This window comes from Janthinobacterium sp. NKUCC06_STL (assembly GCF_019345455.1).
GTDB classification, from domain to species: Bacteria; Pseudomonadota; Gammaproteobacteria; order Burkholderiales; family Burkholderiaceae_D; genus Janthinobacterium; species Janthinobacterium rivuli.
Genome location: NZ_JAHKQY010000013.1, coordinates 103,357 through 120,279, shown reverse-complemented (window position 1 = coordinate 120,279; position 16,923 = coordinate 103,357). Strand labels below are relative to the sequence as shown.

17 protein-coding genes are annotated in these 16,923 nt (G+C 60.7%); 12 read left to right on the top strand and 5 right to left on the bottom strand.

The window, feature by feature from the left end:
* Positions 1-26 precede the first annotated feature (26 nt).
* The 11 genes from KO539_RS27565 to KO539_RS27515 all read left to right on the top strand — a co-directional run bounded on the left by KO539_RS27565 (position 27) and on the right by KO539_RS27515 (position 10,772).
* A complete protein-coding gene (locus KO539_RS27565; protein WP_034758366.1) occupies positions 27-575 on the top strand; it encodes a hypothetical protein in 549 nt (182 codons plus the stop codon).
* Between the two features lie 83 nt (positions 576-658).
* Complete coding sequence (locus KO539_RS27560) at positions 659-1,024, top strand: response regulator (protein WP_034758362.1); 366 nt, start codon at positions 659-661, stop codon at positions 1,022-1,024.
* A gap of 43 nt (positions 1,025-1,067) precedes the next feature.
* Positions 1,068-3,260, top strand: coding sequence for a chemotaxis protein CheA (cheA, locus tag KO539_RS27555; RefSeq protein WP_219313302.1), 2,193 nt, complete (start codon positions 1,068-1,070; stop codon positions 3,258-3,260).
* Positions 3,261-3,290: 30 nt separating this feature from the next.
* Complete coding sequence (locus KO539_RS27550) at positions 3,291-3,797, top strand: chemotaxis protein CheW (protein ID WP_034758356.1); 507 nt, start codon at positions 3,291-3,293, stop codon at positions 3,795-3,797.
* A gap of 188 nt (positions 3,798-3,985) precedes the next feature.
* Positions 3,986-5,707 carry a methyl-accepting chemotaxis protein gene (locus KO539_RS27545; RefSeq protein ID WP_219313300.1) on the top strand — a complete coding sequence of 574 codons (1,722 nt, stop codon included), beginning with the start codon at positions 3,986-3,988 and terminating at the stop codon, positions 5,705-5,707.
* Between the two features lie 71 nt (positions 5,708-5,778).
* A complete protein-coding gene (locus KO539_RS27540; protein ID WP_035826600.1) occupies positions 5,779-6,651 on the top strand; it encodes a CheR family methyltransferase in 873 nt (290 codons plus the stop codon).
* A 9-nt stretch (positions 6,652-6,660) separates the two neighbouring features.
* Entirely contained in the window at positions 6,661-7,269 is a 609-nt protein-coding gene (gene cheD, locus KO539_RS27535; protein ID WP_034758343.1) for a chemoreceptor glutamine deamidase CheD, read from the top strand.
* Between the two features lie 171 nt (positions 7,270-7,440).
* The gene (locus KO539_RS27530) at positions 7,441-8,511 is read left to right on the top strand and encodes a chemotaxis response regulator protein-glutamate methylesterase (RefSeq protein ID WP_035826603.1); all 1,071 of its coding nucleotides are present in this window, start codon (positions 7,441-7,443) and stop codon (positions 8,509-8,511) included.
* Between the two features lie 147 nt (positions 8,512-8,658).
* Complete coding sequence (cheY, locus tag KO539_RS27525) at positions 8,659-9,057, top strand: chemotaxis response regulator CheY (RefSeq protein WP_026132837.1); 399 nt, start codon at positions 8,659-8,661, stop codon at positions 9,055-9,057.
* 143 nt (positions 9,058-9,200) lie between these two features.
* Complete coding sequence (locus KO539_RS27520; protein ID WP_219313298.1) at positions 9,201-9,707, top strand: hypothetical protein; 507 nt, start codon at positions 9,201-9,203, stop codon at positions 9,705-9,707.
* A 96-nt stretch (positions 9,708-9,803) separates the two neighbouring features.
* Entirely contained in the window at positions 9,804-10,772 is a 969-nt protein-coding gene (locus KO539_RS27515; RefSeq protein WP_219313296.1) for an IS1595 family transposase, read from the top strand.
* A gap of 40 nt (positions 10,773-10,812) precedes the next feature.
* Here KO539_RS27515 and panC read toward each other — a convergent pair whose 3' ends face one another.
* The 5 genes from panC to metG all read right to left on the bottom strand — a co-directional run bounded on the left by panC (position 10,813) and on the right by metG (position 15,632).
* Positions 10,813-11,652, bottom strand: a complete 840-nt coding sequence (panC, locus tag KO539_RS27510; RefSeq protein WP_035826607.1) for a pantoate--beta-alanine ligase — start codon at positions 11,650-11,652, stop codon at positions 10,813-10,815.
* 54 nt (positions 11,653-11,706) lie between these two features.
* Positions 11,707-12,639: a ScpA family protein gene (locus KO539_RS27505; RefSeq protein WP_219313294.1), complete on the bottom strand. Its 933-nt coding sequence runs from the start codon at positions 12,637-12,639 to the stop codon at positions 11,707-11,709.
* Between the two features lie 17 nt (positions 12,640-12,656).
* Complete coding sequence (locus KO539_RS27500) at positions 12,657-12,866, bottom strand: DUF3460 family protein (protein WP_034778041.1); 210 nt, start codon at positions 12,864-12,866, stop codon at positions 12,657-12,659.
* A 107-nt stretch (positions 12,867-12,973) separates the two neighbouring features.
* Positions 12,974-13,453: a GNAT family N-acetyltransferase gene (locus KO539_RS27495; protein WP_099402807.1), complete on the bottom strand. Its 480-nt coding sequence runs from the start codon at positions 13,451-13,453 to the stop codon at positions 12,974-12,976.
* 19 nt (positions 13,454-13,472) lie between these two features.
* On the bottom strand, positions 13,473-15,632 hold the full coding sequence (gene metG / locus KO539_RS27490) for a methionine--tRNA ligase (RefSeq protein ID WP_219313291.1): 2,160 nt from the start codon (positions 15,630-15,632) through the stop codon (positions 13,473-13,475).
* Positions 15,633-15,792: 160 nt separating this feature from the next.
* On the opposite strand from metG, the gene apbC reads away from it, so the two are divergent.
* Positions 15,793-16,881 (top strand): iron-sulfur cluster carrier protein ApbC, encoded by a 1,089-nt coding sequence (gene apbC / locus KO539_RS27485; protein ID WP_219313289.1) that lies wholly within the window; start codon positions 15,793-15,795, stop codon positions 16,879-16,881.
* Positions 16,882-16,923 lie beyond the last annotated feature (42 nt).

The window sequence follows — 16,923 nt, the reverse complement described above, 5'->3', positions numbered from 1 at the left end:
TGATGTATTGAAACAATGAGACCTTTATGACAAGAAAGAAAATACTTGGCTCGCATGTAAAGCGCCTGCTGTCTGGCGTGTCGGACCATGGCCGCAAGCACTTGACAGAGGTGGAAACCGACCTGGTGCAGACCGGCATCTTGCTGGAAGAGGCGATCGAGAAGCTGTCCTTCAATTTCATGGCGATACATGCAGCCGTCGCTGCGCAGCAAGACACCATCGCGCTGCTGCTCGACGGCGGCATTCCGGCCGAGCAGCAGCGCGAAAAACTGCTGGCGTTGCAGGATGAGGTGGGGGGCTACGTGAATGCCGCCATCACCAGCCTGCAGTTCCAGGACATGACCAGCCAGCTGATCGAGCGCACCTTGAAGCGCGTGACGGGCTTGCGCGAGTTCCTCGGGACCCTGGGCGAGCATGGCGCGGAGATGTTGCCGGAGAGCGACAATGAAGAAATTGTCGCCTTGCTGGGGCGGGTCAGCATGGCGCTGGCGATTCAAAGCCTGGAGTTGCGCAGCGTGCTGCGCAAGGCTGTCAGTCAACAGCATTTGGAAAGTGGCGACATCGAGCTGTTCTAGCATGCCAGTGCTGAACGCTTGTGGTTGCATGGATTGATTAATCAAATACTCGGGCAGGATGCCCGGAATAAGTGGGAGCAAAGATGGCCAAAACGATACTTGCAGTGGACGATTCCAGCTCATTGCGCCAGATGGTGGCGTTCAGCCTGAAAGCCGCCGGTTACCAGGTGGTGGAGGCCGTCGACGGCCAGGACGGACTGGAAAAAGCCAAGCTGCAAACCGTGGACCTGGTCTTGACGGACCAGAACATGCCGCGCATGGATGGCCTGGAGCTGATCAAGCTGCTGCGCGAACTGCCGACCTACCAGAAGGTGCCCATCCTGATGCTGACGACGGAGTCGTCGGACGAGATGAAATCGAAGGGACGTGCCGCCGGCGCCAATGGCTGGCTGGTCAAGCCGTTCGATCCGCAACGCCTGATCGAAGTGGTCAAGAAGGTGATCGGCTGATGCCAGCCGCGCAGCACAACGATGCAATTGACGGAGTCACCCTATGACCATCGATATTAGCCAGTTTTTTCAGGTCTTTTTCGATGAGGCCGAAGAACTGCTGGCTGAAAAAGAACGGCTGCTGCTGGCCGTTGATATTGCGGCGCCCGACGCCGAAGACCTGAATGCCATTTTCCGCACCGCCCATTCGATCAAGGGCGGCGCATCGACGTTCGGCCTTTCCGACATGAGCGAGGTGACGCACATCCTCGAGTCGCTGCTCGACCGCATCCGCCAGGGCCAGATGGCCCTGACGGCGGAACACGTCGACGCCTTTTTGGCGGCCAAGGATATCCTCAAGATGCAGCTCGATGGCCATCGCCTGGGCAGCGCCGTCGACCAGGATGCCGTGGCCAATGTGCGCATGATGCTGCAGTCGTTCTCGCAGGACGTGCCCGTGGCCGCGCTCACGCCCGTCGCGCCGGCCTTCCATACGGCGGAAAAGGCCGCCGTCAGCCATGCCGGCGGCCATCGCATCCGCCTGGAACTGCCGCAGATGGAAGGGCGCGAAGTCGATGCGCTGGCGGCCGAACTGGGCTTGCTGGGCGACGTCGCCGTGTCCAGCTTGCCCGATGCGCGCAAGGTGCTGGAAGTGACGACGCATGAAAGCCTGGACGATATCTTGGCCATCTGCTCGTTCGTACTCAATCCGGACGACATGGTGATCACGCAGGCGCCGCCACTGGCGCCAGGCGAAGCCGAAGCGGCCCGCGCGGCGCAGGAAAAGGCGCAAGGTTACGGTTTCTTCGACCCGCTGCCAGGCGCGCCTGGCGCGGCCGATCCCGGCTATGGCTTCTTCCAGCCGCTCGAGGATATCCGCGCCGCCGCCGGCGTGCAGAGCGACGCCGAACAGGGCTACGGTTTCTTCCAGCCGCTCGAACAGATACGCGCCGACGCGGCCAAGGCGGGCAACGCCAGCGCTGCCGCCGCGCCGGTCGTGGCCAGCGCCGTGGCTGAAGCGGAGCAGGAAAAGAAACCGGCCAAGAAAGAAGGCGACAAGGCCGGCGCCGAATCGTCGTCGATCCGCGTCTCGATCGAGAAAGTCGACCAGCTGATCAACCTGGTGGGCGAACTGGTGATCACGCAGGCGATGATCGAGCAGCGCGCCAGCGCGCTCGATCCGATGCTGCATGAAAAACTGCTCGACAGCGTCAGCCACCTGACGCGCAATACGCGCGACTTGCAGGAAGCGGTGATGTCGATCCGCATGATGCCGATGGATTTCGTTTTTTCGCGCTTCCCGCGCATGGTGCGCGACCTGGCGACCAAGTTAGGCAAGAAGGTCGACTTCATCACGAATGGCGCCGCCACGGAACTGGACAAGGGCCTCATCGAGCGCATCGTCGATCCGCTCACGCACCTGGTGCGCAACAGTATCGACCATGGCGTGGAAATGCCGGCCGCCCGCGTGGCCGCCGGCAAGACCGAGGCCGGCCGCTTGTTCCTCTCGGCCAGCCACCAGGGTGGCAACATCATCATCGAAGTATCCGATGACGGCGCGGGACTGAACCGCGAACGCATCCTGGCCAAGGCCGCGCAGCAGGGCCTGGACGTGTCCGAGACGATGAGCGACGCCGACGTGTGGCAGCTGATTTTCGCACCCGGTTTTTCCACCGCCGAAGCGGTCACCGACGTGTCGGGCCGCGGCGTGGGCATGGATGTCGTCAAGCGCAATATCAGCGCCATGGGCGGCGTCGTCGACATCCGTTCGGCCAAGGGTTTCGGCACGACGATTTCGATCTCGCTGCCGCTGACCCTGGCCATCCTGGACGGCATGTCGATCCGGGTCGGCGACGAAGTGTATATTTTACCGCTGGGCTTTGTCATCGAATCGCTGCAGCCAGCCGTTGAGGATATCAAGGACATCAGTGGCAAGGGGCAGGTGGTGAAAGTGCGCGGCGAATACCTGCCATTGATCCCGCTGTACCAGATGTTCGACATCGCGCCGCGCTTTACCAGCCCTTCGGAAGGCATCTGCGTGATCCTCGAGACGGAAGGGCGCAAGGCGGCCCTGTTTGTCGACGACCTGGTGGGACAGCAGCAGGTCGTGGTGAAAAACCTCGAATCGAATTACCGCAAGGTGGTGGGCATCTCCGGCGCCACCATCCTGGGCGATGGCGGCGTGTCGCTGATTCTCGATGTCGCCGCCCTGATCCGTTCCTCTCGCCAGCTGGCCGACGAGTCCATTTTTTCGTAATACCGATAGATAAAGATAGGAAAACGCACCATGTCAGATACTCAACAAACGTCCGGAAGCAATGCGGGCGACGGCAAGGACATCGCCGGCCGTGAATTCCTGGCCTTCACCCTGGGCTCCGAAGAGTACGGCATCGATATCCTGAAGGTCCAGGAAATCCGTGGTTACGAAGCGGTCACCCGCATCGCCAACGCGCCTGAATTCATCAAGGGCGTGATCAACCTGCGCGGCATCATCATTCCCGTGGTCGACATGCGCATCAAGTTCAACCTGGGTACGCCCGTGTACGACCAGTTCACGGTGGTGATCATCCTGAACATCGGCGGACGCATCGTCGGCATGGTGGTCGACAGCGTTTCCGACGTCACCACCCTGACGCCGGAGCAGGTCAAACCGGCGCCGGAAATGGGCACCGCCTTCTCGACCGACTACATGATCGGCCTGGGCACCATCGACGAGCGCATGCTGATCCTGGTCGACATCGACAAGCTGATGTCGAGCAGCGAGATGGGCCTGATCGACAAGCTGGCGGCGTAAGCCGTCGCATGGCAGCAAGGCGGCGCCCGGTGCGCCGCCGTTTTGGCACGCAAAGAATCACTACAGATATGCATGTACCGGCGTGGCCAGAGGCGCGCCGGCAGGCTGCAAGGTCCGACAGAGACCAGGCCACAACACGGCGCCGTCCGGTTGAACGGGCGCCGTTCACATAAATATTGGAGACTGTAATGAGTTTGCGCGATTTCAAGATAGGCACCCGGCTGGGGATAGGTTTTGGCAGCATTCTCGCCATCCTGGTGGTGGTGATCGTTTCGGCGAATGCACTGAATTACCGTAACAAGGCCCAGTTGCTCACGGGCCTGGCGCTGGCAAGCGAAAAGAATACGCAGGCGTCGCTGATGAAAAGCGCGATGCTGGAAACCGGTATCGCCATGCGCAATATCGGTTTGCAGGGCGATGTGGCCCTGATGCAGGCGGAAGAGGGCAAGGTGCGCGAGCAGCGCAAGCTGTATGACGGCGCGCGCGGCAAGCTGGCCACCCTGGGCCTGTCCGAGGGCGAGAAGGCGCTGCTGGCCAATATCGCCAAGGTCGACGGCGAAGTCGATGCCGCCTTCAAGGAAGCGATGGGGCAGGTGCTGGCGTTTAACAGCGAGGGCGCGGCGAAGGTGATTGCCACCCGCATCGACCCATTGAACAAGACGACCCTGGCCGATATCAACAAGCTGCTCGACTTGCAGCACGTGGCGCAGCAAAGCTTCATGGATGACTCGCTGGCGGCCGACGCGCGCCTGATGATGGTGCTGTTCATCCTGGGCGGCGCGGCGGTGGCGATCGGCGCCTGGTGCGCCATCTTCATCACGCGCTCGATCACGGTGCCATTGTCCGGCGCCCTGGCCGTGGCGCAGAAGGTGGCGGCCGGCGAGCTGACGTCGCGCGTGGTGGTCGAAGGCAAGGATGAAACGAGCGCCTTGCAGCAGGCGCTCAAGGACATGAACGAGAGCCTGGTGCAAACGGTCAGCGACGTGCGCAATGGAACGGACACGATTACCGTGGCATCGCGCGAGATCGCCAGCGGCAATGCGGATCTGTCGGCGCGCACGGAAACGCAGGCCAGTTCGCTCGAAGAGACGGCATCGTCGATGGAAGAACTGACGTCGACCGTGAAGCAGAACGCGGACAACGCGCGCCAGGCCAACCAGCTGGCCGTGTCGGCGTCGTCGGTGGCGGAGCAGGGCGGCAAGGTGGTGGCGCAAGTGGTCGATACCATGGGTTCCATCAAGGACAGTTCGCGCAAGATCGTCGACATCATTGGCGTCATCGACGGCATCGCGTTCCAGACGAATATCCTGGCATTGAATGCGGCCGTCGAAGCGGCGCGCGCAGGCGAGCAGGGACGCGGTTTTGCGGTGGTGGCGTCGGAAGTGCGCAATCTGGCGCAACGATCGGCTGGCGCGGCGAAAGAGATCAAGGGCCTGATCGGCGACTCGGTCGACAAGGTCGATGCGGGCAGCCGCCTGGTGGACGAAGCGGGGCAGACCATGGGCCTGATCGTCACGTCGATCCGGCAGGTGGCCGACATCATGGGCGAGATCACGGCGGCGACGCAGGAACAGAGCCATGGCATCGAGGAAGTGAACCAGGCCATCGCGCAGATGGACCAGATGACGCAGCAGAACGCGGCGCTGGTCGAGGAAGCGGCGGCGGCGGCCGAAAGCATGCAGGACCAGGCGCAGAAACTGGCCGACGCCGTCAGCATCTTCAAGCTCGATGGCGAGAGCGCGGCGCAGGTGGCCCTGCCCGTACCCGCGCCAGCAATCAAGGCGGCGGCACGGCCGGCACCGAGCGTGGCGGCAAATACACGGCGGTTGGCAAAGACGGCGCAAGCCGGCACGCCAGCGCCCGCGAAAAAGCTGGCGGCAGCCGGCGGCGACGATTGGGAAGAGTTCTGACGCCAACCCGGTCCCGCTAGTTATACTTGCAAAGGCATTGGTCAGAGTAGTCATAGAGAGGTAAAAATAAAATGCCGCAAACTAAAACGGATTCGGTCAAGGAATTTGATTTCACTGGCAAGGACTTCGAACGGGTCCGCGCCATGATTTACAAGCGTGCCGGCATCGCGCTGGCCGACAGTAAGCAGGAGATGGTCTACAGCCGTCTGGCCAGGCGCTTGCGCGCGACCGGCATCTCCTCGTTCGTCCGCTACCTGGACGACCTGGAAGCTGGCCGCATGGGCGACGAGTGGGAAGCGTTCACGAATGCGCTGACGACCAACCTGACGTCGTTCTTCCGCGAGGCGCATCATTTTCCGCTGCTGGCCGAACATGTGAAAAAACTGAGCGGGCCGATCACCATCTGGTGTTCGGCCAGTTCCACCGGCGAGGAGCCGTATTCGATCGCCATGACGGTGTGCGAGGCGTTCAATACGCTCACGCCGCCGGTCACCATCATCGCCACGGACATCGACACGAACGTGCTGGCCACGGCTGCCAATGGCGTCTACAACCTGGACCGGCTCGACAAGATGCCGGCCGACCGTGCGCGACGCTTTTTCTTGCGCGGCAAGGGCGATCGCGAGGGGCAGGTGCGGGTGCGCCCGGAATTGCGCCAGATGATCACCTTCAAGCCGCTCAACCTGCTGGCCGACGGCTGGCCATTGACGGGGCAGTTCGACGTCATCTTTTGCCGTAACGTGATGATTTATTTTGACAAGGCGACGCAGCGCAAGATCCTGTCGCGCTTTGTGCCCTTGATGAAGCCGGATGCCCTGCTGTTTGCGGGCCATTCGGAGAATTTTCTGTACGTGTCGGATTCATTGAAGCTGCGCGGTAAAACAGTCTATGAGCTCGATCAGCCTCGGGGCGCCGCGCCCAAGGCATCGTCGCATCGTACATGAGAGTGAAATATGAGCCTGGAATCCAAAGAGCAATTCGCCACTAACGTCTATTACGACAGGACGTTCAATTGTGACGCCGCCAAGATCTTGCCTGGTGAGTACTACTTTACCAACAAGGACATGCTGATCGTCACCGTGCTCGGCTCCTGCGTCTCGGCCTGCATCCGCGACCGCGTCACGGGCCTGGGCGGCATGAACCACTTCATGCTGCCCGATGGCGGCAGCGACCCGAACAGTCCGATTTCCGCGTCGATGCGCTATGGCACCTACGCCATGGAAATCCTGATCAACGATCTGCTGAAGGCGGGCGCGCGGCGCGAGAACATGGAAGCGAAAGTGTTCGGCGGCGGCGCCGTGCTGCGCGGCTTCACGGCGATCAACGTCGGCGAACGCAATGCTGCCTTCGTCATCAATTACCTGAAGGCGGAAAAGATGCGCGTGGTGGCCGAAGACCTGAACGACATCCATCCGCGCAAAGTGTATTTTTTCCCCCGCAGCGGCAAGGTGCTGGTGAAAAAGCTGATGCAGACGCATAACGATACGCTGGTACGCCGCGAACTCGATTACGCCAGCCGCCTCAAGGTCGCGCCGGTGGGCGGCGAAGTCGAACTGTTTTAATAGTGTGATATACAGATAACAACACCTGATCACACCGTAGCGAGCGGATGGGAGTTGTGGCCGAGACGCGCAGCTGTGCTTTAGCACAGTGAGCATCGGAGGCCGCAAATCGCGACGCGCAGTAGGTGGGATCAGGTGCTTTAATGGGCCGGTAGGCCCAAAGGAAAATATATGAAGATCAAAGTATTGATCGTGGATGATTCGGCGTTGATCCGCAGCGTTATGACGGAAATCGTAAACAGCCAGCCCGACATGGAAGTGGTGGGAGCGGCGCCCGATCCGCTGGTGGCGCGCGAGATGATCAAGCAGACCAACCCCGACGTGCTGACCCTCGACGTCGAGATGCCGAAGATGGATGGCCTCGATTTCCTGGAAAAGCTGATGCGTTTGCGTCCGATGCCGGTATTGATGGTGTCGTCGCTGACCGAGCGCGGTTCGGAAATCACCATGCGGGCGCTGGAACTGGGCGCCGTCGATTTCGTCACCAAGCCGAAAATTTCCATCCAGAGCGGCATGCGCGAGTACACCGACATGATCGCCGACAAGATCCGTGCCGCCTCGAAGGCGCGCATCCGTGCGCGCACCCTGCCGTCGGCCGGCGACAAGGTGGCCGCACCGCTGCCTGCGCTGCGCAGCCCATTGACGTCGAGCGAAAAGCTGATCATCGTGGGCGCCTCGACTGGCGGCACGGAAGCGATCCGCGAATTTCTCATGCAGATGCCGTCCGACTGCCCCGGCATCCTGATCACGCAGCACATGCCGGAAGGCTTTACGCGCTCGTTCGCGCGCCGCCTCGATTCGCTGTGCAAGATCTCGGTGCAGGAAGCGGCAGGCGGCGAACGGGTGCTGCCCGGCCACGCCTACATCGCGCCCGGCCATTCGCACCTGACCCTGACGCGCAGCGGCGCCAATTACATGACCAAGATCGACCAGGGCGAACCGGTGAACCGCCACCGCCCGTCCGTCGATGTGCTGTTCCGTTCGGCCGCGCAATCGGCCGGTAAAAATGCCGTCGGCGTGATCCTCACCGGCATGGGCAAGGATGGCGCACAAGGCATGTTGGAGATGAAGGCCGCAGGAGCGTATAATTTTGCGCAGGATGAAGCCAGTTGCGTGGTGTTCGGCATGCCGCGCGAGGCGATCGCTGTTGGTGCTACGCATGAGGTCGGCGCTCTGACGGCGTTGCCTGGCATGGTGCTGGGACACCTGGCGGCGCACGGCATGCGTGCTTTGCGCGTGTAAGCCACGTTTTATATGATCTGAGGCAAGTTTGTTCGCCTAAAAGCAACGAAAATGCTATCCTACAACTTGCTGCCGTAGTGTCGACCATAATGTCGGCATTCATGTCGATATTATTAACAAACCGCTACAGAAACAACGGAGTTATTCATGGCTGATCCAAAGATGAAATTTTTAGTCGTTGACGATTTTTCGACGATGCGCCGCATTGTCCGGAATCTGTTGAAGGAACTGGGTTATGCCAACGTCGATGAGGCGGAAGACGGCGTGATGGGCCTGGCCAAGCTGCGCGCGGAATCGTTCGATTTCGTCGTGTCGGACTGGAACATGCCCAACATGGATGGCCTGACGATGCTGCAGCATATCCGCGCCGATCCTGCACTGGCCAAGCTGCCCGTGCTGATGGTCACCGCCGAAGCGAAAAAAGAAAACATCATCGCCGCCGCCCAGGCTGGCGCCAGCGGTTATGTCGTCAAGCCGTTCACGGCCGCGACCCTCGATGAAAAGCTGAACAAGATTTTCGAGAAGCTGGAAAAAGCCGGCGCCTGATCCAGGCTTGACCGTTATCAAGAAAACGCTGCCCGTGCAAACCGGCGGCGTTTTTTTTCGTCCGCTTGCGCCGATCACATGAGATTGCGCAAAGGAATTAAATATTTCCTAAAGTTAACTTTACACGTCAAATAATTTGGCCCATGATCGCTGCAGTATTTCCCTTTGTCCCCGACCCCGACAAGAAGGAGCGCGCGATGCGCCGAGCACCCGTATTATTTTTTGCCCTGAGCACAGCCATGTTGGCGGGCTGTGGCGTGAGCCTTGAACAAACCGCCGCTGCGCCTGTCGCGTCGGTCGAGATGCAGGAGCTGGCCGCGCAGCCGCCTGCCGAAGCCGATGGCCGGCATGCTTATCTGCACCGCGTGGGTGGGCATGACTATGTCAGCCTAAGCCAGAACGGCCCGGAAGGCGGCTTGCCGATCCTTACGGGCACACAGCGCCATGCGCACGCCATTCGCCTGCTGGCAGCCGATCCAGCCCAGGTGCGGGCCATCCTGCGCAGCCTGAGGCTGCCTGCAAACCAGCGCAAGCTGTGGGCGGGAGAAGAAATCGTGCTCGATGCGGCCAGCTATGACATGTTGCAAGCGGCACGCGGCAGCAACAAACCGCTGTTTGCCGAACTCAAGCTGGTAGGGATGGAGAAGTAAAAAGAAAGGCTCTGTCATCGATAAATAGGGGATCTGCCTGAATCTTTCCTTGGCTGGGCTGTCTGACACTGCATACCCACCATGCAGGAGCCGATCATGCAGCCAGCCGAATGGAGACGCTTTATCGCGCAGTTTGCGCAGTTGAACCGACGCCAGCGGCAGGCAGGAATAGCCTTGCTGTGTGGCAATGGGCCACACGATGTGACCGTCACGCTGCTTGAAAACGCTACGCAAGCACGCCTGGGCTGTCCCGCCTGCCAATCGTGTCACCTGCACCGGCATGGCCATGCGCACGGCCTGCAGCGCTACCGCTGTGTATCCTGTGGACGCACATTCAATGCCTTGACGGGCACGCCGCTGGCGCACTTGCGCCATAAATCGCTGTGGCTCGACTATGCGGATTGCCTGCTTGATTCCAGGTCGGTACGCCAGGCCGCTCAGCAGTTGGGACTGCACCGCAACACCACGTTTCGCTGGCGACACCGTTTTCTCAGCGTAGCAAAGACGGACCGGCCGCATTGTCTGCATGGCATTGCCGAGGCCGATGAGCTCTACGTGCTGGAATCAGAAAAGGGATCCAGGCAGATGACGCGTCCGGCGCGCCGCCGTGGCGGCCATGCCCATCAGCGCGGCATTTCCAATGAACAGGTTTGCATCTTGGTAGCGCGCGACCGTACGGGCCAGACCCTCGATTTCGTCACGGGCAAAGGGGCGTTGACGAAGGCACAGCTGCATCATTCGCTGCTACCCGTTATCCACAAGGACGTGCTGCTGGTGACCGACGGTCATGCCGCCTATCTGGCTTTTGCGAGGGAAGCGGGCATCAGCCACCAAGCAGTCAACTTGCGCGCTGGCATCCGTGTGCGAGGGGCCGCCCACGTGCAGAACGTCAATGCCTATCACAGCCGCTTGCGCGCATGGCTACGGCCCTTTCACGGCGTGGCGACGCGCTACCTGCCGAACTACCTGGGCTGGCGCTGGATACTCGACGCCAGGCGCATCCGTTCATCGGAAACGTTATTGAAAGCAACGTTGGGCGCATTCCCACACTTGACGGTGACATAGCCAAAAGAAACGGGGCCGAATGGCCCCGTTGTGACAATGCTTAAATTTCGAGGTTGTCGATGAGTCTGGTTTGTCCCAGCTTGGCGGCGGCCAGCACCACCAGCGGTTCGCCGGCGGCCAGTTCGGCGGCGCTAGGCGCTTGCAGGTTGGCGCGCTTGCGCACGGCGATGTAGTCCGATTTCCAGCCGCGGCCGTCCAGCAACTGCATGGCTGCCTGTTCCAGTTCGCCGACGGCCAGATTGCCCTTGCGCACTTCCTCGGCCACGAAATTAAGTCCCTTGTACAGTTCCGGCGCTTCCGCGCGTTCGCTTTCCGACAGATACATATTGCGCGACGATAAGGCCAGGCCATCGTCCGCGCGGTACGTTTCCGCGGCGATGATTTCCGTCGGCAGCGCGAACTGGCGCGCCATGTTGCGGATGATCATCAGCTGCTGGTAATCCTTCTTGCCGAACACGGCCACGCGCGGGCCCACGCACGAGAACAGCTTGGTGACGACCGTGCACACGCCTTCGAAGAAGCCGGGGCGGAACTCGCCTTCCAGCGTATTGCCCAGGTCATCGGGCGGGCGCACGCGGTATTCCTGCGGTTCCGGGTACAGTTCCTTTTCCGTCGGCGCGAACAGCACGTACACGCCTTCCTTTTCTAGCTTGGCGATGTCGGCCGCCATGGTGCGCGGATATTTTTCGAAGTCTTCGTTCGGGCCGAATTGCAGGCGGTTCACGAAGATCGAGGCGACGACGGGGTCGCCATGCTTGCGCGCCAGGCGCATCAGCGACAGATGGCCTTCGTGCAGGTTGCCCATGGTAGGGACGAACGCCGTGCGCAGCTGTCCGCTGAGCTGGTCGCGCAATTCTTCGATGTCGGAAATAATTTTCATGGATTGCTTTCGCTAAAACCCCGTTGTACGGTGGTCAGTGACAAAGGGAAGGGGTCAGGCGGGCGAATAGGCCAGCCGGACATAGATGGGTGCAAACGGTTCTGCCTGCGTGATTTCGATCAAGGTTTCCTTGGCCAGTTCCAGCAGGGCCACGAAGTTGACCACCACCACGGGCACGCCGCCGGCAATGTCGAACAGCTCGCTGAACTCGACGAAGCGCGACGATTGCAAATGGCGCAGGATGCTCGACATGTGCTCGCGCACGGACAGTTCCTGGCGGCTGATGCGGTGATGCTGGGTCAGCTTGGCGCGTTTCAGCACGTCGAGCCACGCCTGCTGCAAGTCCACCGGTTCCACGTCGGGCCAGGTGGGCGTCAGGCTTTGCTCGATGAAAATTTGTGTGCGCACGAAATCGCGCTCGAACTGGGGGATGGCGTTCAGGTCGTAGGCGGCCAGCTTGATCTGCTCGTATTCGAGCAGGCGGCGCACCAGTTCGGCACGGGGGTCGCCGCCATCTTCCTCGACATCGCTCTTGCGCGAAGGCAAGAGCATGCGCGACTTGATCTCGATCAACATGGCCGCCATCAGCAGATACTCTGCGGCCAGTTCCAGGTTGCGCACGCGGATCTGGTCGACATATTTCAGATATTGCAGGGTGACCTGCGCCATCGGAATATCGAGAATGTTGAAATTTTGCTTGCGGATCAGGTAGAGCAGCAAGTCGAGCGGGCCTTCGAAGGCTTCGAGGAAGATTTCCAGCGCGTCCGGCGGAATGTACAAATCCGTCGGCATGCGCAGCATCGGCTCGCCATACAGGCGGGCGATGCCCAGCGGGTCGGCGGCGGGCGCCGCGTCCGTTACTGCCGTGGCAGATGCTGCAGGGTCGCCGCTGCCGTCGCCTTCAGCGACAGGTTCGGGCGACTCGATGACTGCGCCGGCACCGGAAGCGTCGGCTTCCGGCGTGACTGCAGACTCTTCAGGCAACATCGTGCCGGTTCCAGATCTTAGTTCTTGTTCTGGTAAACGTAAGCCTGTTGCTTGACGGCCGACGCCAGCTGGCGTTCCTGCTCATCGATGCTGACGGCCGGCTTGTCCCACAGCAGGGCGCGGCCCGCTTGCTGGCCCGCTTCCATGCCAGGGTTCTTGGCCTTCAGTTCGGCGATGAACAAGGTGTGGTCGGATACGTAGTTGTTGTGTTTTGCAGGCAGTTTCATATTCTCTTCTGAGTGTCTTATGGGTAAGGTCAGCCGGCCGTATTTTACCGCGCCGTGCGGCCTGGCGGGTTGTTGTCTCGGCAAGTCCGGGGCGAAATTGCTAAAAATCAATAACGCAGCAAACGCCGCATCACCATCGGCGCCGGTTCGGCGGGGTTGGCGTGCGAATATTCCAGTTCTTCGGCCAGGTCGAATTCGAAGGCCGCATAAAAATCGATCAGCTTGCGCTGGTCGCGCCGCACGGCCAGGCGCAATTCCTCGGCCTGGCACGACAGGCCGTGATGAATGATGGCTTCCAGTAAATGCTGCGAAACGTGGCTGCCCCGGTAGGCGGGCAGCACGCCCATGCGTGAAATCTTCCAGATGGCGGGGTCGCTGTCGAGTGGCATCCAGCGCAGCGAACCGGCTGGAATGTCGTCGATCAGCAACAGAAAACCGCCGCCGTGGCGCAATTGCTCTTCCACTTGCTGCGCCGTCTCGTGGTGTCCACTGGACGCGGCGGCCACCTTGCCGGCCCACGCGGCACGGGTCAGCTCGGCCATCAGCTGTGCATCGGCATTCGTTGCTTCGCGCACCACGATATTCATCATCAGTCCTTGTGGTGGCTTAACGGATGCGCATGCCAGGTTCGGCGCCCGGCCACGGGTTCAGGATGTAGATGCCCGGATTGGCCTTCTCGTCGGCGCTCGATGCGGCCATGACCATGCCTTCGGAAATGCCGAACTTCATCTTGCGCGGCGCCAGATTGGCCACCAGCACCGTCAGCTTGCCGACCAGTTCTTCCGGCTGGTAAGCCGAGCGGATGCCCGAGAATACGTTACGCAGACGGCCTTCGCCCGCATCGAGGGTCAGGCGCAGCAGCTTGTCCGAGCCGTCGACCAGTTCGCAATTGACGATTTTCGCGATGCGCAGGTCGACCTTGAGGAAATCGTCGATCTTGATCTCGGGCGCCAGTTCCTCGATGGCGGTAGCGGCGGCAGCTGCAGGCGCTGCGGCGTCATTCGCGGCGTCGCCGGCCGGCGCGGCAATGGCGGCGGCAGCTTGCGGCGCGTCGAACAGCGCTTCGATCATCTTCGCGTCCATGCGCGTCATCAAGTGGCTGTAGGCGCCGATGGTACGGCCCAGCATGCTGTTCGAGACGGCGTCGCCGAATACTTGCGTGTCGGCCCAGGTAAATTCCGCGTCGTTGAGGAACGATGCCACGTTCTTGGCCACGCCCGGCAGGACCGGCGACAGCAAAATCGTCAGCTGGCGGAACAGGATCAGGGCCGTGGTGCACACGTCGTGCAGTTCGGCCGTCTTTTCGACGTCCTTGGCGAGGATCCACGGCTTGTTTTCATCGACATACTGGTTGGTGATGTCGGCGATTTCCATGATTTCACGCAAGGCCTTGCCGAATTCGCGGTTCTCGAAGTGCGCGGCGATGCTGGCCTGGCGCTCGACGATGACGCCGTTGACGTCCACCGTCAGGGCGCGGTTGATCCAGCTTTGCGCGCCTTCCGACAGCGTCGACGCCAGCTTGCCGTCGAAACGCTTGGCGATGAAGCCGGCGCAGCGGCTGGCGATGTTCACGTACTTGCCGATCAGATCGCTGTTCACGCGGGCGACAAAGTCTTCGCCGTTGAAGTCCAGGTCTTCCACTTTCGAGTTCAGCTTGAAGGCGATGTAGTAGCGCAGCCATTCTGGGTTCATGCCCAGGTCCAGGTAGCGCAGCGGCGAAATGCCCGTGCCGCGCGACTTCGACATTTTCTCGTTGTTGACCGTCAGGAAGCCGTGCACGTTGACTTTCAGTTTGTCGATCACCGGGTGATTGGCGAACTTCAGCATGGCGGGCCAGAACAGCAAATGGAAGGAAACGATGTCCTTGCCGATGAAGTGGATCTGTTCCGTCGACGGGTCATTCAGGAAGGCGTCGAAATCGATGCCTTTCTTGTCGCAATAGTTTTTCAGGCTGGCCAGGTAACCGACGGGCGCATCCATCCACACATAGAAGAATTTACCCGGCGCATCGGGAATCGGGATGCCGAAGTAGGGCGCATCGCGCGAAATATCCCAGTCGGCCAGCTTTTCACCGGCTTCGCCCAGCCATTCGCTGACCTTGTTGACCATTTCCGGCTGCAGGCGGCCTGGCGTATTGAGCCAATCTTTCAGGAATTCGAAGCAGCGCGGGTCGGACAGCTTGAAGAAATACTGTTCCGACGGCTTCATCACGGGCGTCGCGTTGGTGAAGACCGAGAACGGATTGACCAGGTCGGTCGGTTGGTAGGCCGCGCCGCACACTTCGCAATTGTCGCCGTACTGGTTCTTGGCGCCGCATTTCGGGCATTCGCCCTTGATGTTGCGGTCGGCCAGGAACATGCCCTTGACCGGATCGAAGAAGCGGTCGACGGTTTTCGTGACGATCAGGCCCGTATCGCGCAACTTGCGGTAGATCGATTGCGACAGGTCGACGTTTTCAGGCGAGTCGGTCGAATACCAGTTGTCGAAGGCGATATGGAAGCCATCGAGGTACTGGGCGCGGCCGGCCGCGATGTTGGCGACGAATTGCTGCGGCGTGATGCCTTCCTTTTCGGCGGCGATCATGATGGGCGTGCCATGCGTATCGTCGGCGCCCACAAAGTGCACTTCACGGCCGGCTGCGCCATCGCGTTGCATTCGCTGGAACCGGACCCAGATATCGGCCTGGATGTATTCCATGATGTGGCCAATGTGAAAAGCGGCGTTTGCGTAAGGCAGGGCAGTGGTGACGAACAGCTTGCGAGTCATGATTGATGCACTTTTGGGATGGATAATAGGACATTTTAACAGCGGAAAGGCAATATGAGCAGATGCAGCGCCGGCAAGTGATGCTTTTGCCGCCATCGCGCCATGCAAATTTGCGCTAGACTGCGCGTATTGCACATATGTAGTACACACGGAGATTTACATGAGCATCACAGTAGAAGACGTCAAGGCCGCGCTGGCCCAGGTTATTGATCCAAATACACATAAAGATTTCGTTTCCAGCAAAACCGTCAAGAATCTGAAGGTCGATGGCGATGATATTTCCCTCGACATCGAACTGGGCTACCCCGCCAAAAGCCAGATCGACCTGATCCGCAAATCCGTGCTGGCCGCCCTGCGCGTGCTGCCGGGCGTGGGCAACGTCAGCGTGGGCGTGTCGTCGAAAATCATTTCGCACACGGTGCAGCGCGGCTTGAAGCCGATGAGCAACGTGAAAAACATCATCGCCGTCGCTTCCGGCAAGGGCGGCGTGGGTAAATCGACCACGGCCGTCAACCTGGCCCTGGCCCTGGCGGCCGAAGGCGCCACCGTCGGCATGCTCGACGCCGACATCTATGGCCCGTCGCAACCGATGATGCTGGGCATCAGCGGCCAGCCGAAGACCCTGGACGGCAAGAGCATGGAGCCGATGGAAAACCACGGCCTGCAAGTGTCGTCGATCGGCTTCATGATCGATCCGGACGAACCGATGGTGTGGCGCGGCCCGATGGTCACGCAAGCCTTGCAGCAATTGCTGGACCAGACCAACTGGCGCGACCTCGATTACCTGATCGTCGACATGCCGCCAGGCACGGGTGACATTCAACTGACCCTGTCGCAGAAAGTGCCCGTCACGGGCGCCGTCATCGTCACGACGCCGCAGGACATCGCCCTGCTCGATGCGCGCAAGGGCTTGAAAATGTTCGAGAAGGTCGGCATCCCGATCCTCGGCGTGGTGGAAAACATGAGCACGCACATCTGCTCGAACTGCGGCCATGCGGAAGAAATCTTCGGCGCCGGCGGCGGCGCGAAGATGTGCACCGACTTTGGCGTGGAATTCCTCGGCGCCTTGCCGCTGACCATGGCGATTCGCCAGCAGACGGATTCGGGCACGCCCACCGTCGTGGCCGAGCCGGAAGGCCCCGTCGCCGTGATCTACAAGCAGATCGCTCGCACCATCGCGATCAAGGTGGCGGAAAAGGCGAAGGACATGACGAGCAAGTTCCCGAGCATCGTGATCAAGAACGATTGATCGATAGCCAGCTTAAGCCCAAGGCAAAGACTGGGGTCGAAC